The following is a 24,872-nucleotide window of genomic DNA, read 5'->3' as shown; positions in this document are numbered from 1 at the left end:
GGTCCGGAAGGGACTCTTTCTGGGCCCGTGGCTTCGCTATTCGGCAGTGGCGAGTCGGAGTGCCAGCTCCGGGCAGAGCTTGACCGCCTTCAGCGCGCCCTCCCGCAGCCACGTCGGCACGGGGGTGGCCGGGAAGGCGGGAAATCCGTTCGCGTCGAGCCGGATGAAGTCCGGTACGACGTGCGCGCACAGGCCGTGTCCGTCGCAGCGCGACCAGTCCAGGGTGAGCTTCTGCGGGTTCGCGTCGGGGGCACCCGGCAGCCCCATCACGCCCTTGACCCGTCGGCCGCAGCCGTCACCTGTGCTGTGCAGACGCAGGTCCTCGGTGAAGACCTCGATCGCGGAGAGCGCGAACCGGGCGGTGCCGTCCGGGTGGCTGCACGCCCCCCGGCCCTTCACCTCGCCGGCGGCGGCGCGCACCACGTCCGCCGGTTGGCTGCCGGCGACGGCCAGGTCGACGGCGCGGGCCAGGTCGGGCAGGCCCATCTTGCACGGCCCGCACTGGCCGGCGGACTCGCCGGCCAGGTAGCGCACCACCTGGGCGGCCTCACCGAGCGGGCAGGTGTCGATGCCGATCGGGATGATGATGCCCGCGCCGAGCGTGCCGCCGACCGCTGCCAGGCCCTTGCGGGACACCTCGGCCGTGTCCGCCGCCTCCGGGGTGATCCACTTTCCGTGGTAGCCGCCCATCAGGATGCCCTGGACCTCGGGCACCTCGCACAGGTCGAGGACGTCGCGCAACGGCATGCCGGCGGTGCACTCCACCACCGCCGGTCGGCCCGCCGCTCCGGTCACCGTGAGCAGCACGGTGCCCGGCTCGTCGTCGGTGCCCAGCGCGGCGTACTCGTACGGGCCCAGGCGGGCGCCAACGGCGAGCTGGGCGAACGTCTCGGCGTTGGAGAGCAGGGTGGGCAGGCCGCTGACCCCGGAGTCGCTGGAGCGCTTCTTGGTGCCCGGCGGGATGTGCGGGAGCCCGTTGATCCCGTTGACGAGCGCGCCGCCCTCGCCGGAGATGAACCGGTGCGGCACCGTGACGATGGTCGTCTGCACCGGCATCCGGCGCTCTTCGAGAGCCTCCATCAGCGAGTCCCGGCCGACCCCGTCGTCAGCGACGCCGATCACGATCTCCTCGGCGTCCAGCGCGTACGCGGTGAGCGCCGCGCCGTCCAGGACCAGGTGCGGCGCGCGGGTCAGCAGCACCTTGTCCTTCCAGCTGGCCGGCTCCCCCTCGCTGGCGTTGACCACGACCACGGCGGCGAGGTCCTGCCGCTCGCAGGACTCCAGCACCGCGCGCATCTTGCGGGCGAACGGGAACCCGGCCCCGCCCTTTCCCTTGAGCTGCATGCCCTCGGCGAGTTGGAGCAGCTGCGCGGGCTCCATCGGGCCGATCGGGCCGTGCACCTCCTCGTGCGCGAGCAGGTCGAGCCGGCCGTACTCGGCGAAGCCTGCGGTGAGCCGGGGCTCGCCCACACAGGCGACGGGTGGCACTGCTGTCCGCATCACTTCGCCTCACCCCGCAGCCCGGCCCAGTACGCGCCGTCCACCGCGTCGGCGCTGGCCTTGCGCCGCTTGGACCGGCCCTCGCCGGCTGCCCGGCGGGCACGGCGGGACGCCAGGTCGACCAGGGTCGGGGTGTCGTCGACGGGCGGCGCCACCTCGTCCGGCACGTACCGGGCCGGCGGGCGCCAGTAGTCCGGCTCCTCGGGCAGGTCGTCCTCGACGCTGTGCCGGGCACTGCCGCTGCGCGGCGCCGACGAGATGGGGCTGCCGGAGACCGGGCCGGCCGAGATCGGCTCCGCGGAGACCGGGCCGGCGGAGATCGGCTCGTCGGCCTGCCAGCGGCGCGGGCTGTCCCACGGCTCCTCGGCCTCGTCGAGGGCCGGCTGCGGCGGCGCCGAGTAGCGGCTGCCGTCGTCCTCGCTGCGGGACCGGCGTCCGGACCGTTCGGCGACCGGCTCGTCGGCACGCCGCCGTCGGGTCGGCACTTCCTCGTCCCGGGTACGGGAGCCGCGTCGCCGGGTCACCGGCTCCAGCTCTTCCTCGTCGCGTCGGCGGGTGCCGGTCTCCTCCACGCTGCGGCGAGCCGATCGGGTGGTGGTGGTGGTCTCCTCGGAACGCCGGCTGCGCGAGGACCGTTCGGTGTCGCGGCGGGCGGCGGGCTCCTCCTCCCGCCGACGTCGACTCGGCCGGGTCGACTCGACGAGGGAACCGGGTTCGGGCACCACCGGGACGGTGAACCGTTCGGGATCACGCCGTGCGGCCGGCGCGGCCCAGGTGGCGGTGGTGGTCTCCGCCCAGGCGGGACGCTTGTCGGCAGCCTTGCTGCGTCGACCCAACCCGGCCAGCAGCGATCGGGCGGTCTTCGCCTCCTCGGCGCGGCCGGCCATCACCGCGTTGCGCACCGCGGCCTGGTGCTGCTCGCGGCTGCGCCGACCGATGGTGACCGAGAACCGGACCAGCAGGGCCAGCACCACGAGCAGGATGCAGCCGAGGTAGCTGAACACCACCCAGGGCTTCGCGGCCCGACCGGCGTTGAGGCCGTGCAGGATGGCGAACGGCCAGGCCAGGTACGCGGTGGAGTGCAGCGTGCGCCACAGCCACTTCGGACCGACGCCGGCGAAGCGGGCCCGGATGATGCCGGTCCAGATCACGCTGACCATCAGCAGTGCGGCCACCGTGCCGAGCCCGACGTAGAGCCCTCGCCCTCCGACGAACGGCACCAGCGCGTCGGTCGGCGCCGCCCGCCCGGTGGCGACCTTGGTGAGGACGTGGAAGCCGAGCCCGGCCACGCCCAGCACGCCGGTGGCCCGGTGCGCCGACTGCAACAGCACCCGGTGCGAGATGCGCAGCACCAGCCGGTCGGTGGCGAGCAGGCCGAGCATCACGGTGAGGCTCAGCGCGACCAGTGAGACCACGCCGGCGAAGAACTCGGTGAAGAAGAAGCCGTACGCGTACGCCGTCTGGCCGGCTCCGGTCAACATGACCGCCGCCCAGAGCGCGGCGAACACCGACGCGATCAGCAGGGCGCTCGCCGACCGCGACGGGGTCCGCACCCCCCGACTGCTGGTGCTGGTCCGGACCGTCGCCGCCTTCTTGTCCTGCTGTGCCCGGGCCATCTGCTCCTCGATCGTCTCGCGGCGGCGTACCACCGGCCGACCCCTGCTCCCCCATCCAGTACGGACCGGCGGGGCGTGCGGATCACCTGCCGGCGGAAATTTCTCTGCCGGAATCGAACCGAGGGGCGCGGCAGTGCGTTGTACCCGCTTCCACCCACGGACCTGAACAGTGACCACCGTCCATGCATTGACAGTGGCTGCAACACGCTTGTAACCTTTCAGCAAATTTCAGCCAGGCTTGCAAGATTCCGGCAAGCCGGCTCTCCCCCACCGCACCACCACCCCCGCTCCCGCTCCCGTCAGGAGTCCCCATGCACCGACGTCGACGCGGCACGGCGCTCCTCGCCCTCGGCCTGATCGCCAGCCTGCTCGTTCCCGCCACCGTGACGGCACCCCCGGCCGTCGCCGCCCCGTCCGGCGGCAAGAAGGTGATCGTCCAGCTCTTCGAGTGGAACTGGCCCTCGGTGGCCAGCGAGTGCCAGAGCACCCTCGGCCCGAAGGGCTACGGCTACGTACAGGTCTCGCCCCCGCAGGAGCACGTGCGGGGCAACCAGTGGTGGCTGGCGTACCAGCCGGTCAGCTATCGGGTCGAGTCCCGCAAGGGCACCCGGGCCCAGTTCCAGTCGATGGTGAACACCTGCCACGCGGCCGGGGTCAAGGTGATCGTCGACGCGGTGATCAACCACATGTCCGGACAGGCCAACGGCGGCACCGGCTGGGCCGGCTCGTCCTACTCGCACTACGACTACCCGGGCATCTACCAGACCCAGGACTTCCACCACTGCGGGCGCAACGGCGGCGACGACATCGCCAACTACAACGACAGGTACGAGGTGCAGAACTGTGAACTGGTCAACCTCTCGGACCTGTCGACCGAGTCGGACTACGTCCGTACGAAGATCGCCGCGTACCTCAACGACCTGCTCGCACTCGGTGTGGACGGCTTCCGGCTGGACGCCAGCAAGCACATGCCGGCCGCCGACATCGCGGCCATCAGGGGCAAGCTGTCCCGCTCGGCGTACCTCGTGCAGGAGGTCATCTACGGGGCCGGCGAGCCGGTCCAGCCGACCGAGTACACCGGCAACGGTGACGTGCACGAGTTCCGTTACGGCAAGGACCTGGCCCGGGTGTTCCGCTCCGAGCGGTTGGCGTACCTGCGCAACTTCGGCGAGGGCTGGGGGCACCTGCCCACCGGCCCGGCCTCGGTGTTCGTCGACAACCACGACACCCAGCGCGACTCCAGCGGGGTGTTGACCTATCGGGACCGGGGCATCTACGCGCTGGCGAACGCGTTCATGCTGGCCTGGCCGTACGGCTCCCCGACCGTCATGTCCAGCTACACCTTCAGCAACCGGGACGCCGGCCCACCGTCGGACGGCGCCGACAAGACGCTCAACACCACCTGCTACTCGGGCTGGGAGTGTGAACACCGCTGGCCGGTGATCGCCAACATGGTCGGCTTCCGCAACGCGACCGAGGGCGCCGGCGTGGCCAACTGGTACGACAACGGCAACAACCACATCGCGTTCAGCCGCAGCGGCAAGGGCTTCATCACCGTCAACGACGAGGACGCGGCGGTGAACGGCCGTTCCTACTACACGGGGTTGCCCGCCGGCCGGTACTGCGACGTCATCCACGGCACGTACACGGGAGGCACGTGCAGCGGGCCGGTGATCACGGTGGACGGTAGCGGCTGGTTCGCGGCGAACGTGCCGGCGCACGACGCCGTGGCCGTCCACATCGGCGCCCGGATCTGATGCGGCAGGGGCCTCCGGACGGCGGGTCTCGCCGAACCGGGGGCCCCGACGCATCCGCCACCATAGAGTGGTTTCGTGTCGTTTGACCGAAAGACCCCGTACCGCCGTCGCGGCGTCTGGGTGGCCGCCGCGATCGGCGTACCCGCGCTGCTGGTGACCGCGCTGCTTGTCGGCCAGGCTCTCACCCCCAGCTCGACGGCCCCCGACGACCGCAACCCGGTGGCGGCCGACCCGACACCGAGCAGTGTGGAGCAGAGCGCGGACGAGTCAGTCCCCCCGGCCGCGCCCGCCCCGGACGGGTTGCCGGTGGTCGACTACGACCCCGCACCCGGCGGGTTCCCCGCCGACCCGAACACCATGGACGTCACGCCGCTGTCCGACGGCGCGCACCCGACCCGACGGATCGCCGCGTACGACGCTCCCGGTGGTCGGCCGCGCGCCTTCCTCGAACCGACGATCCGCGGCGTCGAGCTGACCATGCCGATCGCCCAGCGACGCACCGGCTGGACCGCCGTCCTGCTGCCCTCGGCCAACCGTCGACTCGCCTGGCTGCCGCCCGGCGGGTTCGAGACGGTGCCGCTGCGCGACCAGATAGTGGTGGAACGCACTGTCCACCGACTCACCTGGTACCGGGCCGGCAAGGCGGTGCGTTCCTGGGAGGTGAGCCTCGGCCAGTCGGGCCAGGAGACTCCACTCGGACGGACCTTCATCCTGGGCCGCACCCCACCGCCCGAGGAGGTCTACGGCGGGGTGGACATCTACGCCCTCGGCTCGGTGCCCGACGACCCGGAGTCGGTGCCGACCGGGCTGCGCGGCGCGCACATCGGGGTGCACACCTGGCAGCACGACGACGAGTTGGGCGAGAACACCACCAACGGCTGCATCCGGCTGACCCGCAGCGGTCAGCGGGAACTGCTCGCCGAGGTCCGTCCCGGGAGCAGCGTCGTCGTCGTCGACCAACTGGCCGCCCCGCCGCCGACCGCCTGAGCGCGGGCACACACGCTCACTCGCCGAGCAGCCAGCCGTTCTGCTCGGCGACCCGGATCGCGTCGGCCCGGTTGCGGGCACCTGTTTTGCCGATCGCCGCCGACAGGTGGTTGCGGACCGTGCCCTCGGACAGGTGCAGCGCCCTGGCCAGGTCGGCGACGGTGCCACCCCCACGTCCGGTACGCAGCACCTCGGTCTCCCGGTCGGTGAGCGGGCTGACACCGGCGGCCAGGGTCTCCGCGGCGAGCGTCGGGTCGACCACCCGCAGGCCGGCGTGCACCCGGCGGACCGCGTCGGCGAGCTGCCGGGCCGGGGTGTCCTTGACCACGAAGCCGCTCGCACCGGCCTCCATCGCCCGGCGCAGGTAGCCGGGTCGGCCGAAGGTGGTCACCACGAGCACCCGGCAGGTAGGCAGCGCGGATCGCAACGCGGCGGTGGCGGCGATGCCGTCCAGGCCGGGCATCTCCACGTCCAGCAGGGCGACGTCGGGTGCGCTGCGTCGCGCCTCGGGCACCACCTCGTCGCCCCGACCGACCTCGGCGACCACCGTCAGGTCGTCCTCCAGAGAGAGCAGCGCGGCCAGCGCACCCCGGACCAGCGCCTGGTCGTCGGCGAGCAACAGCCGGATCGGCGTGGACCCGCCGCTCACCGGGCCTCCCCCGGCGCGTGCACCCGCAACAGGAAACCGGCACCCTCCGGCCGCCGTCCGACGCTCACCACCGCGTCCAGCCGCCGCGCCCGCTCCCGCAGGCCGACGAGCCCGTTCCCCTTCGGGTCGGGGGTGGACGGCCCCCGACCGTCGTCAGCGATCTCGACCCGATCCGGGTGCACCCGGATCACGCAGCACCGCGCCCCACTGTGCCGGACCACGTTCGTCACCCCTTCCCGCACCGCCCAGCCGAACAGTGCGTCCCACTCCTCCGGCAGGTCCGGCACCTCGGCCGGCAGGTCCGCCGCGATGCCCGCCGCGGCCAGCGCCGAACGGGCGCCGGCCAGCTCCGCGACGAGAGTGACCTCCCGGTACGCCCCGACCGTCTGCCGTACGTCGGCCAGCGCCGCCCGGGCCAGCGCCTCCACCTCGGCGATCTCGACGGCGGCCCGGTCCCGGTCGACCTCGATGAGCCGTCCGGCCAACTCGGCCTTGATCGCCACCACTGTCAGCGAGTGCCCGAGGATGTCGTGCAGGTCGCGGGCGGCACGGGCGCGCTCCTCGGCGACCGCGAGCCGACCGATCTCCTGCTGGGCGGCCCGCAGTTCGCTGTTGCGCTGGGCCAGCCGGGACACCCCGAACATGGCGAACGAGGCGAGCAGCACCGCCCAGACGATGCCGTGCTCGGCCTCCCAGCCCGGCACCAGCCAGGACGTCAGCGCGGGGGTCAGCGCACACAGCACCACGACGGCAAGCGACTCCCACGGCGGCAGCAGGAACACCGCCGCCGCCGCGACGTAGACCAGGGCGGCCAGCCAGTCCCCGCCGGTACCCGGAAGGCTGGCCAGGCCCACCGCGAGCAGCAGCGCCAGCCCGGCCCGCGCCCGGCCCACCGGAATCGGGAGCAGGGCCTGACGCAGCGTGCGGGCCCACTGGAACAGCAGCACGTAGCCGACGCCGAAGGCGACGAGAGCCACCACGCCGAGGACCCGCCGCCACGGCTCCGGCTGGTGCAGCGCGGTGGCGAGCGGCACGTTGAGGAAGAACAACCACACGGCGGCCAGCAGCCAGCCGGTGACCCGCCAGTGGCGGCTCATCGGCTGCGGCTGACCCGTGGAAAGGTCCATCGGGTTCACGCTATCGGTCGCGGCCGGTCAGACCCGCGCGGTGTCCCGGCGGAACAGCCGGGCCGCGCCGACACCGAAGAGCACCGCCCAGACGACGAGGTTCGCCACCGCCGCCATACTCACCCCGTCGCCGGTCAGCGGCGCGCGGGCCAGCACGCCCATGCCGTACACCGGGGTGAACTTCGCGACCTGCTGGAGCACGTCCGGCAGGACCTCGACCGGGACGAACAGCCCGCCGAACATGGCCAGCACCGCCAGCACCGGGCCGATGATCTGCATGACGTTCTCGGCCGGCGCCAGGTAGCCGATGAACAGACCGAACGCGGCGAAGACCAGCGAGCCGACCCAGGCGGCGAGCCCGGACAGCAGCCAGACGTACGCCGGGACGCGGACGCCGGCCGCCGCGCCCACCGCGAACTCGACGACGACAGCGAGCAGGCCGAGGCTCATCGCGGTGATCAGCTTGGTCGCCACGTACGCCGCCGGGCGTAGCGGGGTGAGCCGCAGTTGCCGGCTCCAGCCCAGCGCCCGCTCGGTGGCCACCGCGCCGCCGACACTGGTGGTCGCCACCATCGCCGCGTAGACGGCCAGGCTGATCATGACGTACGCCGTCACCGGCCGACCGTTGTCCAGCGACTGCCCGCCCTGCGGCAGTCCGAAGATGAGGAAGAAGACGCCCGGCATGATCAGTGTGAAGGCGAGGGTGCGCCGGTTACGCAGCACCCGGCGCAGCTCGATGCGCAGGGCACCCGGGGCGAACCCGCCCAGTGCGGGCAGCCGACGGTCCGGTGCGGTGACACCGGCGCGGACGGGGGTGGAGGTGGTCATCTCAGGCTCCGGTCTGCGCGGTGGTCAGGGCGAGGAAGGCGTCCTCGAGGTTGCGAGAGGTGATCTCGACGTCCCGGGCCGCGGTCCGGGTCAGCAGGTGCCGGGCGATCGCGTCCGAGTCGCCGGTGCGCACCAGCACGCTGTCACCGCGAACCTCCACGGCGTCCACGCCGGGCAGCGCGGCGAGGGCGGCCTGGTCGGCGCCGGGCAGGGTGGCCCGCACGGTACGGCCGGCGGCCAGGTTCTTGATCTCCGCGGTGGTGCCGTCGGCGACGATCCGCCCCTGCCGGACCAGCACGATCCGGTCGGCGTACGCGTCCGCCTCGTCCAGGTAGTGGGTGGCGAAGATGACGGTCCGCCCCCGTCGGGCGTCGCGGCGCAGGGCCTGCCAGAAGTCCCGCCGACCCTCGACGTCCATGCCGGTGGTCGGCTCGTCGAGCACCATCAGGTCCGGGTCGGGCAGCAGGGCCAACGCGAAACGCAGTCGCTGCTGCTGACCGCCCGAGCAGCGCCCGACCACCCGGTCGGCGATGTCGGTGATACCGGCCCGCTCCAGCACCTCCGCCACCGGGCGGGTGTGCCGGTAGAAGTACGCGGTCATCCGTACCGTCTCGCCCACCGTGAGGTCCTTGAGCAGGCCGCCGGTCTGGAGTACGGCGGCCACCCGACCCCGGGCCACCGCGTCGTCAGGGGTGCCGCCGAGAACGCGGACCGTGCCGGTGTCCGGGCGGGACAGCCCGAGCAGCATGTCGATGGTGGTGGTCTTGCCCGCGCCGTTCGGGCCGAGGAACGCCACCACCTCGCCGGGCTGCACCCGAAGGCTCAACCCGTCGACAGCGGTGACCGCGCCGAAGCTCTTGGTGAGGCCGTCCAACTCGACAGCCGGATGCGAACTGGTCATGGGTAAATGCTGGGGTGTCGCGGGCCTCGACTCTTGAAGCGGCTGTCACGTTCCGGCCGTGACATTTGTCAGGGCCCGAATCGCACGGCCAGGAACAGGCTGGCGGGCGAGGGCCGCGACGAGCGTGATGCCTCTGTGTCATCAATATGTCCCTGAGTCATCACGCTCGCAGACACCTCCGCCCCCGACGGAGGCATCGTGGGGGCGGCAGCGGGTAACCGCCGGGCCGGACGCCACGACACCGGGAGGACGCGATGGGTGCCACGCCGCAGGGTCGGGTCGACACGATCGTGCTGATCCACGGGCTCTGGATGACGCCGCGCAGCTGGGAGGGGTGGGCCCAGCGGTACACCGAGCGGGGCATGCACGTCATCGCCCCCGCCTGGCCCGGCATGGACCGGTCGGTGGAGCAGTTGCGCGACGACCCCGCCCCGATCGCCGAGCAGAGCATGGCCACGATCGTCGCGCACTACGACAAGATCATCCGCGCGTTGCCCCGACCGCCGATCATCATGGGGCACTCGTTCGGCGGCCTGTTCGCCCAGGTCCTCGCCGATCGGGGTCTCGGCGCGGCGGTGGTGGGCGTGCACCCCGCGGCGATCAAGGGGGTGCTCAAGGTGCCGCTGAACCAACTGCGCTCGGGCTTCCCGATCCTGCGCAGCCCCGCCAACCGGAACAAGGCCGTCCCGTTCACCACTGACGACTTCGCGTTCACCTTCGGCAACGCCATGAGCCGCGAGGAGTCCGACCGGGCGTGGACGCGGTACGCCGTCCCCGGTGCCGGCCGGGTCTTCTTCGAGGGCGCGTTCGCCAACGTCGACCCGCGCTCACCGGCCCGGGTCGACGTCGGGCGCAACGACCGGGCACCGCTGCTGCTGATGGCCGGCGAGGTCGATCACGTGGTGCCGGCGTCGGTGGTGCGCGCCAACGCAGGGCTCTACCAGAAGTCCCGCGCCCTCACCGCCTACGAGGAGTTCCCCGGCCGATCACACTTCACCGTCGGGCAGGACGGCTGGGAGCCGATCGCCGACTACGCGTTGGACTGGGCGCTGCGCGCTGCGGCCCTGCCCCGGGAGGCGACAATCGCCAGCGAAACCCCGCGCCGCTGACCTGGAGGGGTCGGTCATCGCCGTCCGGAAGGCTGGCTCAGCCCCAGCCCACGGAGATGTCGAGAATCTCCAGGTCGGGCGGCGCGGCTGGGGCGACCCGCTTGGGGTCGTGCGTGACCAGGTAACAGCGGTACAGGACGGCGGTCGCCACGGCGTGAGCGATGTCCAGAGGGACGTCGAACCGCGCTGCGATCCGGGCCACCCGCCGGCTGGTCGCCCCGTCGTACACCGCCACTTTGATGTCCCGCTCCTCGCTGAGGAGCAGGTCGAGCAGGTGGACGGCTGGTGTGCCAGCCACCTCCAGTTGGGCCTGCCCCAGGCACAGTGCCGGAATCCACACCTCCTGCGCCGGGTCCTCCTCGGCGAGGGTCAGGATCGCCCCCGGCTCGATGCTCGTGCCGGAGGCATAGGCGAGCAGAGCGGACGTGTCCAAGACGAGACCGTTCACGCGGCAGCCGACCCGTCCTGGTCGAACTGGCGCAGCCACTCGGCGTTGCGGGAGTGTTGTTCGTCGGTGATCGGCGCTCGTGCGGCGAGGTGCGAACGGGTCCGCTCGATATCCTCGTCGGTCACTACGTAGCCGAGTTGCGCCCACCTGGCACGAAGGCCGTCGGCGCGCATCTTTCGGCGCAGGATCCCGGTGATGAAACCCGACGTGTTGCCCTGCGTGCGCTCCACGTACGCGGCCACGTCGTCGGGCAGGCTGATAGTGATGCGGCGAGTCATACTCCGAGCCTACCTGCTGCATACTCGGACCGGGAGGATGCAGCGTCGCGCGTGTCCAGCTCAGCCGGGTCTGGCATGGACCGGCCCGCCCGGGGTAACTCGGCGGGATGAGGGCCAGTTTCCGGCTTGGCCGGGTCGCGGGGGTTCCGGTCGGTGTCAACTGGAGCGTTCTGGTCATCTTCGCGTTGATCGCGTGGGGGTTGGCGGCGAACCAGTTCCCCCGCTCGTACCCCGACCACTCGCCGGTGGCGTACACCCTCGCCGGGCTGGCCGCGGCGGTGGTGTTCTTCGTCGGCCTGCTCGCCCACGAGGTGTCGCACGCCGTGGTGGCCAAGCGCAACGGCCTGGAGGTCGACGGCATCACGCTGTGGCTGTTCGGCGGCGTGGCCGAGTTGCGGGGCGAGCCGCGCGACCCGGGCGCGGAGTTGCGGATCGCCGGGGTCGGCCCGCTGGTCAGCCTGCTGATCGGGGCGTTCTTCGGTGTCATCGCGGCGCTGCTCGCGCTGGCCGGGCAGGGCGGGCTGCTGTTCGGGGCGGTGGCCTGGCTGGCGGGCATCAACGTGCTGCTGGCCATCTTCAACGTGCTGCCGGCCGCGCCCCTGGACGGTGGTCGGTTGCTGCGCGCCGCGGTCTGGAAGGCCACCGGTGACCGGACCAGGGCGTCGGTGGTCGCCGCCCGGGCCGGCTGGGTGTTGGGTGTACTGCTGATCGGTCTGGGCCTGTGGCAGTTCCTGTCCGGGGTCGGTTTCGGCGGGCTCTGGTTGGCGCTGATCGGCTGGTTCCTGATCGGCGCGGCGGGGACGGAGGAACGGCAGGCCCGCACCGGGACGGCGCTGCGCGGGATCCGGGTGGGCGACGTGATGACGCCCCAGCCGCAGACCGCCTCGGCGGAGATGACCGTCGCGGATTTCGTCGACCACTACCTGTTCGCGTACCGGCATTCGGCGCTGCCGCTGACCGCTGACGGCCGGCCGATCGGCCTGGTCACCGTCGACCGGGTGCGGGGCGTACCGCCGGAGCGGCGGGCATCGACCACGCTGGCCGAGGTGGCCTGCCGCGCCGACCAACTGGTGCTGGCCCAACCCGGTGAGCAGCTCAACGACCTGCTCCCCCGGCTCACCGAGTGCGCCGACGGTCGAGCCCTGGTGGTGACCGAAGACGGCCACCTGACCGGCATCGTCTCCCCCAGCGACATCAGTCGCGCCGTCCAACGAAGCACCCTCCGCACTCCCACCCCCTCCCGGTGATCATGGGGTTGACGGGTGCGACACGCCGATATCGGCACCGCCAACCCCATGATCACCGCAAGCGGGGCGGGGTCAGGAGTGGGGGCAGGTGTCCCGGTACTCCTGGATGGTCGTCGAGGCGGCGGGTGCGGGGCAGAGGAACTGGTCGTAGCGGGTGTCGTCGTCCACGAAGCGCTTCAGCCAGGAGATGCTGTACTTGGCTATTGTCACGTTCGTCGAGTTGGGCGCGGAGTGGCTGGCGTTGTTGAGTTCCAGGTACGCCTTGTCCAGCGTGGACGGCAGGCTGGTGTAGAACGGCTCCGAGTGCGACGAGACCGGCGCCACCGAGTCGTTCTCCGCGCCGACCACGAGCGTCGGCACCCGTACGCCGGACCAGTTCTTGACCGTGTGCCAGCCGGTCAGCGGGATCGCGGCCTGCAACTGCGGCCGCGAGTTCGCCGCCGAGAGGCTGCCGCCGCCTCCCATCGAATGCCCCATCACGGCGAGCCGGTTGCGGTCGATCCGGGTACGCACGCCGCTGGTGTTGGTGAGGTAGTCCAGGGCCGCGAGCAGTTGCGTGCCCCGGCTGGCCGGCTGGTCGTAGCGGGACAACGTGTCGATGGTGATCACCACGAAGCCCTGTGAGGCGAGGCGCGGCCCCAGCCAGGCCACGCTGGACTGGGTGGCGGTGTAGCCGGGTGAGATCGCCACCGCGCCGAAAGTGCCCTCGGCGGTGCTGGTCGGGTAATAGATCGTTCCGCCCCGGAAGCCACTGACGCTCGAGGCGGCGACTGTGCTCTGGGCGATGGCGAACGCACCCCGACTGGCCTCGATGCTGGCCACCGAGGGTGCGGGGCCACGCTCGTACGGGCTGGCGGCGGCGTGGGCGGCCGGCGCGGCGCCCAGTCCGGTGCCGAGGACGGCCAGGGCGACCGCCCAGCGCAGGCCACGACGGGGGCGGCGGGGGACTGGGTCGGGGATGATGGCGGGTACGGGCTGCATGTCTCGCTCCGAGGGGTGGAGCCGACGGCCCCGGGACGGGGACCGGCCGATGTGATTCATCGACAGGCATCAGTGTGTGTCGGGCGTCCTCCGGCCCACCAATCCCATCCACCCCATGCCGGCGCGCTATGGCACCGGAGCGGGTCAGCGGGGGAAGTAGCGGTCCAGGGCGTCGGTGCGGAACGTGCCCTTCGGGTCCAGGTCGGCTAGGAGCGCGGCGAAGTCGGCGTACCTCGGGTAGCGGGCGGACAGCTCAGCCGGGTCGGTGACGAACACCTTGCCCCAGTGCGGGCGGGGCGCGAAGGGCGCCAGGCGCTCCTCCACGGCGGCCACCACCGGCAGCACCGCCGCGGTGTCGTCGACCCAGGTGAAGTGCAGCACGAAGCTGTCCCGACGGTAGTTCGGGCTGAGCCACAGCTCGTCGGCCGCCACGCTACGCAGCTCCGAGACCAGCAGCACCGGGGCGATCAGGTCCGCCACGTCGTCCAGGGCGGCGAGCGCGTCGGCCGCCGACGTCCGCGCGACGTGGTACTCGGACTGCAGTTCGTCACCGCTGCTCGGCGTGAAGCCGAGCTTGAAGTGGGGCAGCCGCTCGTGCCACGGACCCGGCTCGCCGAGCTGCGGGGTGCAGTTCTCCGCCGGCATCCCGAGCACCGGGTGGCGGGGCTGCTCGGCGGCGGTGGTGCCCAGCCAGTCCGCCGCGGGCGGCGGCTCATCCGCCACCTGCTTGCGCCACACTTCGCGCAGTCGGGGCGTACGGAAGTCGGTGAAGACACTCACGCTGTACGCCGAGCCGAGCGCCTCGTCCAACGCCGTCCGGTCGAGGTCGAGGCGTACGTACTGGCGCAGCGCGAAGGTCGGCACGACGTTCAGCGTGACGGTGGTGACCAGGCCGAGCGCGCCGAGCCCGACCACCATGCCGGCGAACGCGTCGGTGCCGTTGTCGACACGCAGCAGGTCGCCGTCGGCGGTGACCAGCTCCAGGCCGGCGACCGCGCTGGCCAGGTTGCCGTGGGTCTGCCCGGAGCCGTGGGTGGCGGTGGCCACCGCGCCGGCCACCGAGATGTGCGGCAGCGAGGCGAGGTTGGCCAGCGCGTACCCCTGGGTTTGCAGGTGTCGGGCGAGGTCGCCGTAGCGCATCGCGCCGCTCACCGTGACCTGCCCGCGCTCGTGGTCCACCTCGACGACCGGGGGCAGCCCGGCGAGGCTGACCAGGTCACCGTCGGTGTCGCCGAGACGGTTGAAGGAGTGCCCGCTGCCCACCGCCCGGATGCGGCTGCTGCCGGCGACGAGCCGGCGCAGGTCGTCGACGGAGGTGGGCCGGTGGAACGCCTTCGCGGCGTACCGCACGTTGCCGGCCCAGTTGCGGCGCGGAACGTCGGTCATCGACCCGGCCTGCGGTTCCTGCGCGGTCATGTGGCGGTCTCCCGGTCGGTGGTGTCGTGGTCGGCCAACGCGGCGACGAGGTCGTCCAGAACGGTAGCCGCCTGGCCCGTGTGGTAGCCACGCTGGGCGATCGGCAGACCGGCCGTGATCGCGCGTTCGATCTCCCCCCGGGCCGCGCGGCGGGTCGACGCGTCGGCGGACAACAGGGCGTTTTGGCCGCGTCGGATCAGCCGGTCGACCCGGTCGATCTGGTAGCCGCGCAGTCCCACCGGGAGATCCGGGATGTCGAAGGCGGCGCGACGCAGCGCGAGCAGGTCGACGAAGCGGCCCCCGGCGAAGCGGGTGAGTGCCGCGGACACCTGATCGGGTTGCTCGCGGACCTGGTCGAGAACGAGCACCTCGACGGCGGGGCGGCCGTCGAGCGGATGGCGGGCGGTCACCGGCTCGATCGTCACACCCGGCACGGGAACGAGCAGCAGTCGCGGCGGCTCCGGGTGCCCGTCGCGCCGGGGCGGCTCGTCGAGGACCAGCGTGTCGACCTCCGCCCACCTGACGTCGCGGCGCAGGCCGGGCCGTCGGATGCTCAGCCCGTCCGCGTGGATCCCGAACCGGAACCGACGCAACGCGCTGACCAGCGCCACCGCCCCGATCGCGATGGCACCCACCGCGATGATCGTTCGTAGCAGGGCGCCGTCGCTGGGATAGACCAACAAGAGCACTCCACCGAGTACGCAGACCAGGGCGAGCACGCGGGCGCCCCGACTCCGGCGCAGTTCCACGCTCGGACCCCCGTTCATGACCGTGGCGTCGGTCCCCGCATCTTCCGCCACACCGGGCACCGGGGACACCGGTCGATCGGGCACGGTTGTTCTCGTCGTCGTCGGGGAACCCTACGCCCATGAGCAGCTACCGTGATCCGGCCCTACGGGGCGACGTCTTCCCCTCCGAGGAGGAGCTGGACCCCACCGGCACCGAGGTCGAGCAGGTCGGCGCGCCGCCGTCCGGTGGGTTGCCGAGCCACCCGTCTCCCTCACCTGGCCCCCGGCCCACACCGGCACCCGCGCCCGCGCCGACGCCGGTGCCGGCACCCGGGCCGCCGCCGCGCGCTCCGGGCGCGCAGTCGATAGTGACCCGTCACCTGGACGGCTCGGTGGAGGTGGTCACCGACCTGGACGGTGACGGCGTCGCCGACGTCGTCCAGATCGACGTCGACGGTGACGGGATCCCGGACATCACCTATGTGGACAGTGACGGTGACGGGCGGTTGGACACCGTGCTGGGTGACCCGAACGCGGTCCGGACGGCGGCCCACCGGGCCTGATCGGCGGCGGGCGCCCCACCGGCACCGGTCGACTCAGAGCTTCGACATCACCTCGCCGGCGACCAGTTCCAGGTGGTCCAGGTCGCCGAGGTCCAGCACCTGGAGGTAGAGCCGCTCGCTGCCGATCTCCGCGTACCTGCCGATGGTGTCCAGCACCTCGGCGGGCGTACCGGCCAGACCGTTGGCCCGCAGCTCGTCCGGTTCCCGGCCGATGGCGGCGGCCCGGCGGGCCACCTCGGCGTCGTCGCGCCCGCAGCAGAGCACCAGGGCGTTCGACCAGACCATCCCGGCCGGATCCCGGCCGATGTCGACGCAGGCCGCGCGAACCCTGTCGAACTGCGCCGCCGTGTCCGGCACCGAGGCGAACGGCAGGTTGAACTCGTCGGCGTAGCGGGCCGCCAGCCGAGGGGTGCGCTTCGGGCCCGTACCGCCGAGCAGGATCGGAGGGCGCGGCTGCTGCACGGGCTTCGGCAGGGCTGGTGAGTCACGGACCGGGTAGTACCTGCCGTCGTGGTCGAACCGCTCCCCCTTCGGCGTGGACCAGAGCCCGGTGATCACGGCGAGCTGTTCCTCGAGCCTGTCGAACCGCTCGGCCAGCGGCGGGAACGGGATGCCGTACGCGCTGTGCTCCTCGGCGTACCAACCGGTGCCGATGCCCAGCTCCACCCGGCCGCCGCTCATCTGGTCGACCTGCGCCACGGTGATCGCCAGCGGGCCGGGCAGCCGGAAGGTGGCGGCGGTCATCAACGTGCCGAGCCGGATGCGGCTGGTGTCCCGGGCCAGGCCGGCGAGGGTGGTCCAGGCGTCGGTGGGGCCGGGTTCGCCGCTCACGTCGCCCATCACCAGGTAGTGGTCGGACCGGAAGAACGCGCCGTAGCCGGCGTCCTCGGCGCAGCGGGCGACGGCGAGCAACTGGTCGTAGCTGGCGCCCTGCTGGGGCTCGGTGAAGATCCGCAGTTCCATGATCCGAGCATAGGGAGCCGGTTGGCGGTGCCGCGCCGGGATGGCGATCGCAGCGTCGGCGAGATGGCCGACGGCCCCGGAGCCCGGAGCCGCCGGAACCCGGTCAGACGTACGGCCGCTTGGCGTACGCCTCGCGGAGCGCGGCCAACCCGATCGCCTTCGGCGTCAGGGTGCCCCACCCGGAGTTGAAGTAGTTGGTCCGCACGATCCGGGGGCCACGCTCGGCGTTGAGCTGGGCGATCGCCGGCGGCACCGTGGCGATCCAGGCCGCCTGGTCCGGGATCTCGGCTGACCTGACCCCCCACTCGGCGATGATCACGGGTCGGGACAGCGCCACCGGGCCGAGATCCGTCACCGCCCAGTCCTTGGTACGACGAAACCGGGCCAGCGCGGTGTGGCTGGCGTTGGTGCCGTACACGTTCCACTGGAGGTAGTCGAGGCGGGACATCAGCGACTCCGGGTGGGTGCGCTGGAAACAGGCCCGGTCGAAGCCGCCCAGCCCCACCGAGAAGGTCGTCCCGGTGGGCAACGTCCGCGCCTTGAACCACGTCAGGATGTAGGTCATGGCCTGCACGGCGCGCGCGTCCGACTCGGCCCAGGTGTACGCCTTGCCGTCCTCGGTGGTGCCGAACTCGTGATCGGTGTCCAACTCCGAGGCGAGCTGGATGTTCACCCCGAACCCGAGCGACCGGTACTGCGACAGGGCACGGGCGAACAGCCCGTCGCACTGCCCCTTGAGCACCTGGCTGTACCCGTACGCCCTCGGCCAGGTGGTGCCGGGTCGCTGCTGGATGGTCATCGACGGCGCGGGCACCGTGCAACTGACGCCGTCCACAGTGAAGCTCTGCGGTCCGTAGTTCGGGGAGCCGTAACTCTTCAACTCCAGGACCATGTTCATCTGCACCCCGACCTTACCCAGGTTGACCAGCCAGGGCCGGTTGTAGCCGGGGAAGATGTAGCCGTCGGCGAAGCTGCGGTACTGCGTGAGCGACCGGAAGTTGCCGCCCGCCATGTCGGCGGTCGGATCGGCACCGCCGGACAGGTAGTAGCCGCCGAGTACGGGTTGGCCCAGGCCCACTGTGTAGTCGACGCCGGCCGTCGCGGTGTTGCCGGCGGCGTCGCGGACCTGGACGGTGACCCGAGGCATCAGGCCACCGACCGGTAGACGGCCACCGAACCGTTGTCCGAGAGCCGGGTCCAGGTACGACCGGAGTTGTCGGAGACGGTCACGGTGAGCGGGTCGATGACCGCGGTGACCTTGACCGGCGCGCTGCTGTTGCCCTGCGCGTCGGTGACCACGATCGTGACGGTGAGCGGTTTGGTGTCGGGGTCCGAATAGTTGACTGTCAGCAGCATCTGCTCACCCGGCGCGAAGACGGAGGCGTTCAGGGCTGCGGTTGCGGTGGGAGCGGCCATGTCGGGCCCTTTCTGGCTCGATCGCCAGGGCTCGGCGCGCGGTTCGACGACGCCGGACCCCGGCGGGTCCACAGTGCGAATGGCCGGCGGGGCACGGGGACGCCTGGCACGACCGGCGGACGACGTTGCCCGACTGCCGGCGGTGCTGACGTCTTTGTCCGGATGGGCGGTGTCCCCGCCGGGCCGGAGGATCGGGATGTGGCCCGCCACCCGTCTACCTCCACCTGCCCCAAGGGTGCTCTACCAGGGGCTTTACCGTCTTGTCCGGTTTGCGACATGGGCCGGTGGGGCTCCGGCGCGACGGCTACGCGGGCCTCGTGCCCCGCACGGCCCAGGCCCGCGCGGTGAGCCGGATCGACCCGTCCGGCTCGACCGGCAGCCGGGTGGCAAGCAACTCCCGCAACGCGGCCCGGTCGTGTTCGGCCAACGTCGCGACGTACCCCGGCGCCGACCCCTGACCGCCGAGGAACGGCGTCCAGTAGTCGGTGAAGTCGGTGAAGACCGTCGGTACGTCGACCGGCCAGGTCGACACGTCCCGCAGCCCGGCCTGCTCCCACAACGCCCTCAGTGCGTCGGGCTGGCACACAGTGGTGCGGTTTTGCTCGTCCAGCTTCGTCGAGACCCTGTCGAGCTGGGCGGCGGCGGCCCAGAAGTGCCGCATCATCGCCATTCCCTCGGCGTAGTCCCAGACGTAGGCGGCGGCGACTCCGGCCGGCCGGACCACCCGGGCGAACTCCGCCACCGCCCGCGCGGGCTCCGGCACGAAGTTGAGCGTCAATCCGCTGACCACCACGTCCGCGACACCGTCGGGCAGCGGCAACGCCCGCGCGTCACCGACCCGGAAGGCCGCCCGGGGGTCGGTGACCCGGGTACGCGCGACAGCGACGAACCCCTCCGACGGGTCGATGCCGGTTATCTCGACGGGATCGTTGTGGGTGAGGATCGTCGAGGTCAGCGCCCCGGTGCCGCTGCCCACGTCGAGCCACTGCCGCCCCGGAGGCACTGCCAACCCGCGCAGGAAGTCCACCGCGACGAGGCGGCTCCACCGACCCACGTACGCCTCGTACGCGTCACCGTTCGCCCACACCGGCTGCGCCATTCCGGAACGATACGACAGGCCGGGGCTCTCGGTGCCGGCGTTCAGTCCAGATGGTCGGCGGGGGCGGTCTGGAGCAGCCAGGCCAGCGGCATCCGTGCCCGCGCCTCGTAGGTGCCGTCCCCGCTCAGCCGGTGCAGGGTGACCGTCTGCGCGCCGTCCCGATCGACCACCCAGTATTGCGGGATCCCCGCAGACGCGTACTCGCGGACCTTCGTCACCGAGTCCATCGCCTCCGAGCCCGGCGAGACGATCTCCACGACGAACCCCGCTACGAGGCGCGTCGCATGGTCGAACTCCTCGTCGCGGGGCTGCGCCAGGGTCGGAGCGCAGGGCCGCGCTAGCTTATTGATCATGGTGGACTGGGTGCTTCGAGCGGCTTCCGCGGCGGACGTCGAGGCGGTGGCCGAGTTGCGGGCGGTGGTGCTGCGGGCCGATCTGGAGCGGCTCGGGCGGTACGACGAACAGCGGGTGCGGCAGCGCCTGCGCGACGGTTTCGCTCCGGCGTACACCTGGGTTGTCGAGGTGGACGGCGCGTTCGCCGGCTGCGTGGCGCTGCGGCCCGACGCGGACGCCCACTGGCTGGAGCCTTTCTATCTGACCCCGCGGCTACAGGGCAGTGGCATCGGCACTGCCGTACTGCGCGAGCTGCTGGCCCGCTGCGACCGCGCCGGTACGCCGGTCCGGCTGAACGTGCTGCGGGGCAGCCCGGCCCGGCGGCTGTACGAGCGGCACGGTTTCACGCTCGACACCGAGGACCCGGTGGACGTGTTCCTGGTCCGCCCACCCGGAACGATCACCGCCGACGCCCCGACGCTGTCAATGTAAAGTTGACGGATGACGGAGCTGGCTCGGTTGGCGGAGATTCGCGCCAACCGCGCCCACCTGGACGCGCAGGAGCTGGAGACCATCGACCGGGCGCGCCACGGCGGGGCGACCTGGGCGCAGATCGCGACGGCGCTCGGCCTCGGCAGCCGGCAAGCTGCCGAGCAGCGTCGACAACGGCTGGTGGCGACGCGGTGGTTGAGGCGGCGGCGGCTCGACCTCCGGTTGCCCCCGCAGATCTCGGCGCTGCGGGCTGCGGTGGCCGACATCGCCGGCTGGATCGGTGCCGACCAGCGGTGGGACACCCGGTTCCGTCGAGCGAGTCTCGTGCGAAGCACAGTGGACACGGCGCTGGACGCCGCCCCGGGTTCGCTGTACGAGCTGGCCCGGCACCTCGCCACCGACCTCGCCGAGGCGGGTGAGCGACTGCCCGCACCCGTTCGAACCGCCGCGACGAAGCTCGACATTGCCTTGTCAACGAACCGTTGACAGGCGGTGGTGCCATTGCTTGCCCTCCGCTCAGGCTTGATGATATGAGTCACCTCGACTCAACTCGGAGCATTCATGCGTCGCAATGCGGGCCTGTTCGTGGTGATCTCCCTGCTGTCCGGCTTTGGCAGCAGCGCCATGTCCCTGGTCGCCGGCATCTGGATCCTGGACCTCACCGGCTCGACAAGCCTCGCCGCACTCGCCGGCCTCTGCGTGTACGCACCGGTGCTCGCCGGCCCGTGGCTGGGCGGTCTGCTCGACCGGGCCACCCGGCGACACCTGATCGTCGCCGTCAACCTCATCCTGGCAGCCGCCCTGCTGGCACTGCTCGCCGTGCGGGGGCCGGGGCAGACCTGGGTCATCTTCACCGTCTCGTGCGCCTACGGCGTCAGCTACGTGCTGATCGACGCCGGCGAGACGGCGCTGCTGCCAGCGGCGCTGGCACCTACCGAACTCGGACACATCAACGGGTGGCGCTCCAGCGCCCAGGAGGGCATGAAGCTCGTCGCTCCCCTGGCCGGGGCCGGTCTCTACGCGTGGCGAGGCGGCCACGCGGTCGCCGTCCTCAGCGCGGCCATGCCGGTCCTGGTCGCCATCCTCTATGCGGCGCTCCGCCTCAACGGGACGCCCACCGCCCAGCCCACCGAACGTGACGGCGGCCCCCGTACCGGATTGGTGGTCCTGTTCGGACAACGGGTGACGCGTCTGCCGGTCGTGCTCGCCTCGGTATCGATCGCCATGTCCGGCTTCATCACTGCGGCGATCTACTCGACCGTCGTCACCGAACTGCGCCTGCCGACGACGTTCCTGGGGGTGCTGGCCAGCGCTCAGGGCGCCGGCTCGATCCTCGGTGGCCTGATCGTCGGTCGGCTCGTCCTGGCAAGGGGCACGGGTGCGGCGGGTGCCGCCGGGACGGCACTGTTCGCGGTCGGCTGCCTGGCGCGTTGCCTGCCGTGGTGGCCGGCCACCGTCGTCGGGGCGGTGGTGGCCGGCGTCGGGCTGCCCTGGACCCTTGTCGCGGCGGTGACCGCCGTGCAGACCCAAACGCCGTCGGCGCTGCTCGGACGGGTCTCCGCGACGGCCAACACCGCGATGTTCGGGCCGCTCGTCGTGGCCATCCCGCTCGGCTCGGCGGCCGTCCACCTCGGCGCCCGCCCACCGCTCATCGCCGCCGCGGCCATCTGCCTGACAGCCGTGGCCGCCGCCTTCCACCGCCAGTCGACGCCACACGGTGGGACAGCGAGGGTACGAGCGCCGCGTGCTCTCGGCCCCTCTCGCGGGGCACCAGGGCTGGTGCGTCTTGGCTACGCTCCCCAGCACCAGGGAAGGGGTCCAGCGGTGAGAATTCGCGTACGTACCCCGACTGGTTGGCACGCTTGTGACGATCGTTCTGCTTCCGGGCGTCGTGTTCACCTGGCATGGCCTGGTCGTGAACGGATTGACTGAGCCGACATGGCCGATCTGGCCGGCTCTGGCTCCCGTGCTGGTGCCGCTGGCGCTCGTCCTGCTGTGGGGCGGGGTGATCTTCTACGCGGGTCGGCGGGAGTCGAGCAGCCGGGAACCCCACCCGAGCGCAAGCCAGCCCTGAGCCGTGCGACTGGATACTGTCTAGTCATGCCGCTCAGTCCGGACGAGGTCGAGCTGTTCGAGCGCTCCAGGGCCCGCCTGGAGGCGATCGCCTATCGCCTGCTGGGCTCGGCAAGCGACGCGGAGGACGCCGTTCAGGACACGTTCCTGCGGTGGCAGGGCGCCGACCGGGAGCACGTCGAGACGCCCGAGGCGTGGCTGACGAAGGTCCTCACCAACGTGTGCCTCAACCAGCTGACGTCGGCGCGGGCCAGGCGGGAGACCTATGTGGGCATGTGGCTGCCCGAACCGGTCCTCGCCGGGGACCGGATGCTCGGCCCGCTCGACACCGCCGAGCAGCGCGAATCCGTCTCGACGGCGGTGCTCACCCTGTTGGAGCGGTTGTCACCCAACGAGCGCGCCGTGTACGTGCTGCGGGAGGCGTTCGGCTATTCGCACGGTGAGATCGCCGAGATCCTCGGCATCACCGAGTCGAGTTCCCAGCAGACCTACCGGCGTGCCAAGCAGCACGTCACGGTCGAGCGGGCCCGCGCGGAGGTCGACCAGGCCACCGCACGGAAGATCATCGCGGAGTTCCTCACCGCTGCCAACAACGGCGAGATCCAGCGGCTGGTGGAGTTGCTGACCGACAACGCGACGAGCACCGCCGACGGTGGCGGCAAGATCCCGGCCCGGTCCGCGCCGATCGTCGGCGCGCTGGCGGTGGCGAAGTTCCTGCGCGGCCTGTTCGCACCGGCCGACGTCAAACGGGGCCTGGCCGGTGGCAGCCCCGCGCTGCACGTCACCGCCGCGAACGGCGCTCCGGCGGTGGTGGTCGTGGTCGGCGACCGGGTCATCGGCGTGATGTCCCTGACGGTGACGCCGGAGGGTGTCGCGGCCATTCACAACCAGGTCAACCCCGACAAGCTCGTCCGCGCCACCCGGCAGTGGGCCGCCTCCGCGCACGAGGAGCCCACCCTCCGCGTCTGGTGATCCAGCTCATAACCGACTCCTGTCAGGAATCGCGTCGCTGTCCGGTTCAGGAAGCGACCACCACCGAGACAGGAGTGCCACCATGAAGCACCGCATCGTCGTCCTCGGAGCGGGGTACGCCGGAGCCATGACCGCCGGGCGACTCGCCAGGCGGCTGTACGCCGACGACACCGAGATCACTGTCGTCAACGCCGACGCGGATTTCGTCGAGCGGGTCCGCATGCACCAGCTCGCCACCGGGCAGGACCTCACCCGCCGCCCCCTGAGCGAGGTCTACGCCGGCACCGCCGTCTCGCCTCGGCTGGCCCGGGTCACCGCCGTCGACGTCGACCGCCGGACCGTCGCGCTCACCGACGACAACGGCACCGACGAGATCGCGTACGACACTCTCGTCTACGCCCTCGGCAGCGTCGCCGCCGACCATGGCGTGCCCGGGGTCGCCGAGCACGCGTGCGACGTCGCCGGCAGGCCGTCGGCGCTGCGGTTGCGCGACCGCCTCGCTAACCTCGCGGCCGGCGGGACCGTGCTCGTCGTCGGCGGGGGCCTCACCGGCCTCGAAGCGGTCACCGAGATCGCCGAGGCCCGGCCGGACCTCGACGTCGCGCTCGCCGCCCGCGGCGGTCTCGGTGACTGGCTCAACGGCAGGGCGCAGCAGCACCTGCGCGGCGTCTGCGACCGGCTCGGCATCACAGTGCACGAGCACGCCGACATCGCTCGCGTCGAGGCGGCCGGCGCGGTCACCAGCGACGACCGGCAAATCCCGGCGCAGGTGACGGTGTGGACGACGGGCTTCGCCGTGCATCCCATCGCCGCGGCCACGACCCTGGCCGTCGCGCAGACCGGGCAGATCATCGTCGACCCGACCATGCGGTCGGTCTCACACCCCGAGGTGTACGCGGTGGGCGACGCCGCGATCGCCGCAGGCCCGGGCGGTAAGCCTCTGCGGATGTCCTGCGCCTCGGGCATCCCGATGGCCTGGCAGGCCGCCGACGCGATCGCCGCACGGCTGACCGGGCGGGCGAAGTTCCCGAAGGCCCCGCTGCGTTACGTCAACCAGTGCATCAGCCTCGGCCGCCGGGACGGCATCATCCAGTACGTGACCGCCGACGACCGGGCCCGGGGGGCGCAGCTCACCGGGAAGCTGGCGGCCCGCTACAAGGAGTTCGTCTGCGCGGGCGCGGCCTGGAGCATCTCCCACCCGCTGCTCTACCCGGTGCGCCGCCACCGCGTCGTCCCGACCCGAACGGAGATCCACGCTGCCGCGTCCTGACCGGTCGCACGTCGGCCCTAGGCTGTCGCCACGGCGGCGGAGCAGGTGGTGATCGACCTCGACGGACACGGTCATCAGCCGGGCATCACTCATCGGAACGTCGCGAAGAGGCGGAGGGT

27 protein-coding genes are annotated in these 24,872 nt (G+C 71.9%); 11 read left to right on the top strand and 16 right to left on the bottom strand.

What is annotated here, in order from left to right; translation table 11 throughout:
* Window positions 1-36: 36 nt before the first annotated feature.
* Both ABZ406_RS11920 and ABZ406_RS11915 read right to left on the bottom strand, forming a co-directional pair.
* Complete coding sequence (locus ABZ406_RS11920) at window positions 37-1,500, bottom strand: NADH-ubiquinone oxidoreductase-F iron-sulfur binding region domain-containing protein (protein ID WP_357759294.1); 1,464 nt, start codon at window positions 1,498-1,500, stop codon at window positions 37-39.
* Complete coding sequence (locus ABZ406_RS11915) at window positions 1,500-3,149, bottom strand: hypothetical protein (RefSeq protein WP_357759291.1); 1,650 nt, start codon at window positions 3,147-3,149, stop codon at window positions 1,500-1,502. Before ABZ406_RS11915 ends, ABZ406_RS11920 begins: the two co-directional genes overlap by 1 nt.
* Before the next feature lie 278 nt (window positions 3,150-3,427).
* Here ABZ406_RS11915 and ABZ406_RS11910 point away from each other — a divergent pair, with 278 nt between their 5' ends.
* Complete coding sequence (locus ABZ406_RS11910) at window positions 3,428-4,873, top strand: alpha-amylase family glycosyl hydrolase (protein ID WP_357759288.1); 1,446 nt, start codon at window positions 3,428-3,430, stop codon at window positions 4,871-4,873.
* A gap of 75 nt (window positions 4,874-4,948) precedes the next feature.
* A complete protein-coding gene (locus ABZ406_RS11905; RefSeq protein WP_357759285.1) occupies window positions 4,949-5,860 on the top strand; it encodes a L,D-transpeptidase family protein in 912 nt (303 codons plus the stop codon).
* Window positions 5,861-5,876: 16 nt separating this feature from the next.
* Here the strand turns inward: ABZ406_RS11905 and ABZ406_RS11900 are convergent, their stop codons facing one another.
* From ABZ406_RS11900 to ABZ406_RS11885, 4 genes are read right to left on the bottom strand one after another with little or no spacing between them, the layout of a single operon-like run.
* Window positions 5,877-6,509, bottom strand: coding sequence for a response regulator transcription factor (locus tag ABZ406_RS11900; RefSeq protein WP_357759282.1), 633 nt, complete (start codon window positions 6,507-6,509; stop codon window positions 5,877-5,879).
* Window positions 6,506-7,636 (bottom strand): histidine kinase, encoded by a 1,131-nt coding sequence (locus ABZ406_RS11895; protein WP_357759279.1) that lies wholly within the window; start codon window positions 7,634-7,636, stop codon window positions 6,506-6,508. Before ABZ406_RS11895 ends, ABZ406_RS11900 begins: the two co-directional genes overlap by 4 nt.
* Before the next feature lie 27 nt (window positions 7,637-7,663).
* Window positions 7,664-8,464 (bottom strand): ABC transporter permease, encoded by an 801-nt coding sequence (locus ABZ406_RS11890; protein WP_357759276.1) that lies wholly within the window; start codon window positions 8,462-8,464, stop codon window positions 7,664-7,666.
* A 1-nt stretch (window position 8,465) separates the two neighbouring features.
* Complete coding sequence (locus tag ABZ406_RS11885; RefSeq protein WP_357759273.1) at window positions 8,466-9,365, bottom strand: ABC transporter ATP-binding protein; 900 nt, start codon at window positions 9,363-9,365, stop codon at window positions 8,466-8,468.
* A gap of 254 nt (window positions 9,366-9,619) precedes the next feature.
* Here ABZ406_RS11885 and ABZ406_RS11880 point away from each other — a divergent pair, with 254 nt between their 5' ends.
* Window positions 9,620-10,474 carry an alpha/beta fold hydrolase gene (locus ABZ406_RS11880; protein WP_357759271.1) on the top strand — a complete coding sequence of 285 codons (855 nt, stop codon included), beginning with the start codon at window positions 9,620-9,622 and terminating at the stop codon, window positions 10,472-10,474.
* Window positions 10,475-10,511: 37 nt separating this feature from the next.
* Here ABZ406_RS11880 and ABZ406_RS11875 read toward each other — a convergent pair whose 3' ends face one another.
* Together ABZ406_RS11875 and ABZ406_RS11870 are read right to left on the bottom strand one after the other, a co-directional pair.
* Window positions 10,512-10,907 (bottom strand): hypothetical protein, encoded by a 396-nt coding sequence (locus tag ABZ406_RS11875; protein WP_357759268.1) that lies wholly within the window; start codon window positions 10,905-10,907, stop codon window positions 10,512-10,514.
* A gap of 11 nt (window positions 10,908-10,918) precedes the next feature.
* Window positions 10,919-11,200, bottom strand: coding sequence for a hypothetical protein (locus ABZ406_RS11870; protein ID WP_357759265.1), 282 nt, complete (start codon window positions 11,198-11,200; stop codon window positions 10,919-10,921).
* A gap of 107 nt (window positions 11,201-11,307) precedes the next feature.
* On the opposite strand from ABZ406_RS11870, the gene ABZ406_RS11865 reads away from it, so the two are divergent.
* Window positions 11,308-12,447: a site-2 protease family protein gene (locus ABZ406_RS11865; RefSeq protein WP_357759263.1), complete on the top strand. Its 1,140-nt coding sequence runs from the start codon at window positions 11,308-11,310 to the stop codon at window positions 12,445-12,447.
* Window positions 12,448-12,519: 72 nt separating this feature from the next.
* On the opposite strand, the gene ABZ406_RS11860 is transcribed toward ABZ406_RS11865, so the two are convergent.
* The 3 genes from ABZ406_RS11860 to ABZ406_RS11850 form a co-directional block, all read right to left on the bottom strand.
* Window positions 12,520-13,428: an alpha/beta hydrolase gene (locus ABZ406_RS11860; protein ID WP_357759260.1), complete on the bottom strand. Its 909-nt coding sequence runs from the start codon at window positions 13,426-13,428 to the stop codon at window positions 12,520-12,522.
* Window positions 13,429-13,572: 144 nt separating this feature from the next.
* Window positions 13,573-14,844 (bottom strand): FAD-binding protein, encoded by a 1,272-nt coding sequence (locus ABZ406_RS11855; protein ID WP_357759258.1) that lies wholly within the window; start codon window positions 14,842-14,844, stop codon window positions 13,573-13,575.
* Complete coding sequence (locus ABZ406_RS11850; RefSeq protein ID WP_357759255.1) at window positions 14,841-15,593, bottom strand: hypothetical protein; 753 nt, start codon at window positions 15,591-15,593, stop codon at window positions 14,841-14,843. The genes ABZ406_RS11855 and ABZ406_RS11850 overlap by 4 nt, the downstream gene beginning before the upstream one ends.
* A 119-nt stretch (window positions 15,594-15,712) precedes the next feature.
* On the opposite strand from ABZ406_RS11850, the gene ABZ406_RS11845 reads away from it, so the two are divergent.
* Window positions 15,713-16,135: a hypothetical protein gene (locus ABZ406_RS11845; protein ID WP_357759252.1), complete on the top strand. Its 423-nt coding sequence runs from the start codon at window positions 15,713-15,715 to the stop codon at window positions 16,133-16,135.
* A gap of 33 nt (window positions 16,136-16,168) precedes the next feature.
* On the opposite strand, the gene ABZ406_RS11840 is transcribed toward ABZ406_RS11845, so the two are convergent.
* The 5 genes from ABZ406_RS11840 to ABZ406_RS11820 all read right to left on the bottom strand — a co-directional run bounded on the left by ABZ406_RS11840 (window position 16,169) and on the right by ABZ406_RS11820 (window position 19,966).
* A complete protein-coding gene (locus ABZ406_RS11840) occupies window positions 16,169-17,098 on the bottom strand; it encodes an LLM class F420-dependent oxidoreductase (protein ID WP_357759249.1) in 930 nt (309 codons plus the stop codon).
* A gap of 103 nt (window positions 17,099-17,201) precedes the next feature.
* Window positions 17,202-18,245, bottom strand: coding sequence for a hypothetical protein (locus ABZ406_RS11835; RefSeq protein WP_357759246.1), 1,044 nt, complete (start codon window positions 18,243-18,245; stop codon window positions 17,202-17,204).
* A complete protein-coding gene (locus tag ABZ406_RS11830; protein WP_357759243.1) occupies window positions 18,245-18,514 on the bottom strand; it encodes a hypothetical protein in 270 nt (89 codons plus the stop codon). Before ABZ406_RS11830 ends, ABZ406_RS11835 begins: the two co-directional genes overlap by 1 nt.
* 304 nt (window positions 18,515-18,818) lie before the next feature.
* Window positions 18,819-19,613, bottom strand: coding sequence for a class I SAM-dependent methyltransferase (locus tag ABZ406_RS11825; RefSeq protein ID WP_357759240.1), 795 nt, complete (start codon window positions 19,611-19,613; stop codon window positions 18,819-18,821).
* Between the two features lie 41 nt (window positions 19,614-19,654).
* Window positions 19,655-19,966 carry a Uma2 family endonuclease gene (locus ABZ406_RS11820; RefSeq protein ID WP_357759237.1) on the bottom strand — a complete coding sequence of 104 codons (312 nt, stop codon included), beginning with the start codon at window positions 19,964-19,966 and terminating at the stop codon, window positions 19,655-19,657.
* Here ABZ406_RS11820 and ABZ406_RS11815 point away from each other — a divergent pair.
* The 6 genes from ABZ406_RS11815 to ABZ406_RS11790 all read left to right on the top strand — a co-directional run bounded on the left by ABZ406_RS11815 (window position 19,965) and on the right by ABZ406_RS11790 (window position 24,753).
* Window positions 19,965-20,438 (top strand): GNAT family N-acetyltransferase, encoded by a 474-nt coding sequence (locus ABZ406_RS11815; RefSeq protein WP_357759234.1) that lies wholly within the window; start codon window positions 19,965-19,967, stop codon window positions 20,436-20,438. The two genes, ABZ406_RS11820 and ABZ406_RS11815, sit on opposite strands and share 2 nt — an antisense overlap.
* A 9-nt stretch (window positions 20,439-20,447) precedes the next feature.
* Complete coding sequence (locus ABZ406_RS11810) at window positions 20,448-20,924, top strand: hypothetical protein (protein WP_357759230.1); 477 nt, start codon at window positions 20,448-20,450, stop codon at window positions 20,922-20,924.
* 75 nt (window positions 20,925-20,999) lie between these two features.
* Window positions 21,000-22,370, top strand: a complete 1,371-nt coding sequence (locus ABZ406_RS11805) for an MFS transporter (RefSeq protein WP_357759226.1) — start codon at window positions 21,000-21,002, stop codon at window positions 22,368-22,370.
* Window positions 22,363-22,512: a hypothetical protein gene (locus ABZ406_RS11800; protein ID WP_357759223.1), complete on the top strand. Its 150-nt coding sequence runs from the start codon at window positions 22,363-22,365 to the stop codon at window positions 22,510-22,512. The genes ABZ406_RS11805 and ABZ406_RS11800 overlap by 8 nt, the downstream gene beginning before the upstream one ends.
* A gap of 26 nt (window positions 22,513-22,538) precedes the next feature.
* A complete protein-coding gene (gene sigJ / locus ABZ406_RS11795; protein WP_357759220.1) occupies window positions 22,539-23,483 on the top strand; it encodes an RNA polymerase sigma factor SigJ in 945 nt (314 codons plus the stop codon).
* Between the two features lie 82 nt (window positions 23,484-23,565).
* Complete coding sequence (locus ABZ406_RS11790; RefSeq protein WP_357759217.1) at window positions 23,566-24,753, top strand: FAD-dependent oxidoreductase; 1,188 nt, start codon at window positions 23,566-23,568, stop codon at window positions 24,751-24,753.
* Window positions 24,754-24,872: the final 119 nt, after the last annotated feature.

The sequence above is a fragment of the Micromonospora sp. NPDC005710 genome (assembly GCF_040630995.1).
In the GTDB taxonomy this organism is placed as follows: Bacteria; Actinomycetota; Actinomycetes; order Mycobacteriales; family Micromonosporaceae; genus Micromonospora.
Note: the sequence above shows the minus strand (reverse complement) of the source record. Positions and strands in the feature narration are given on the sequence as shown.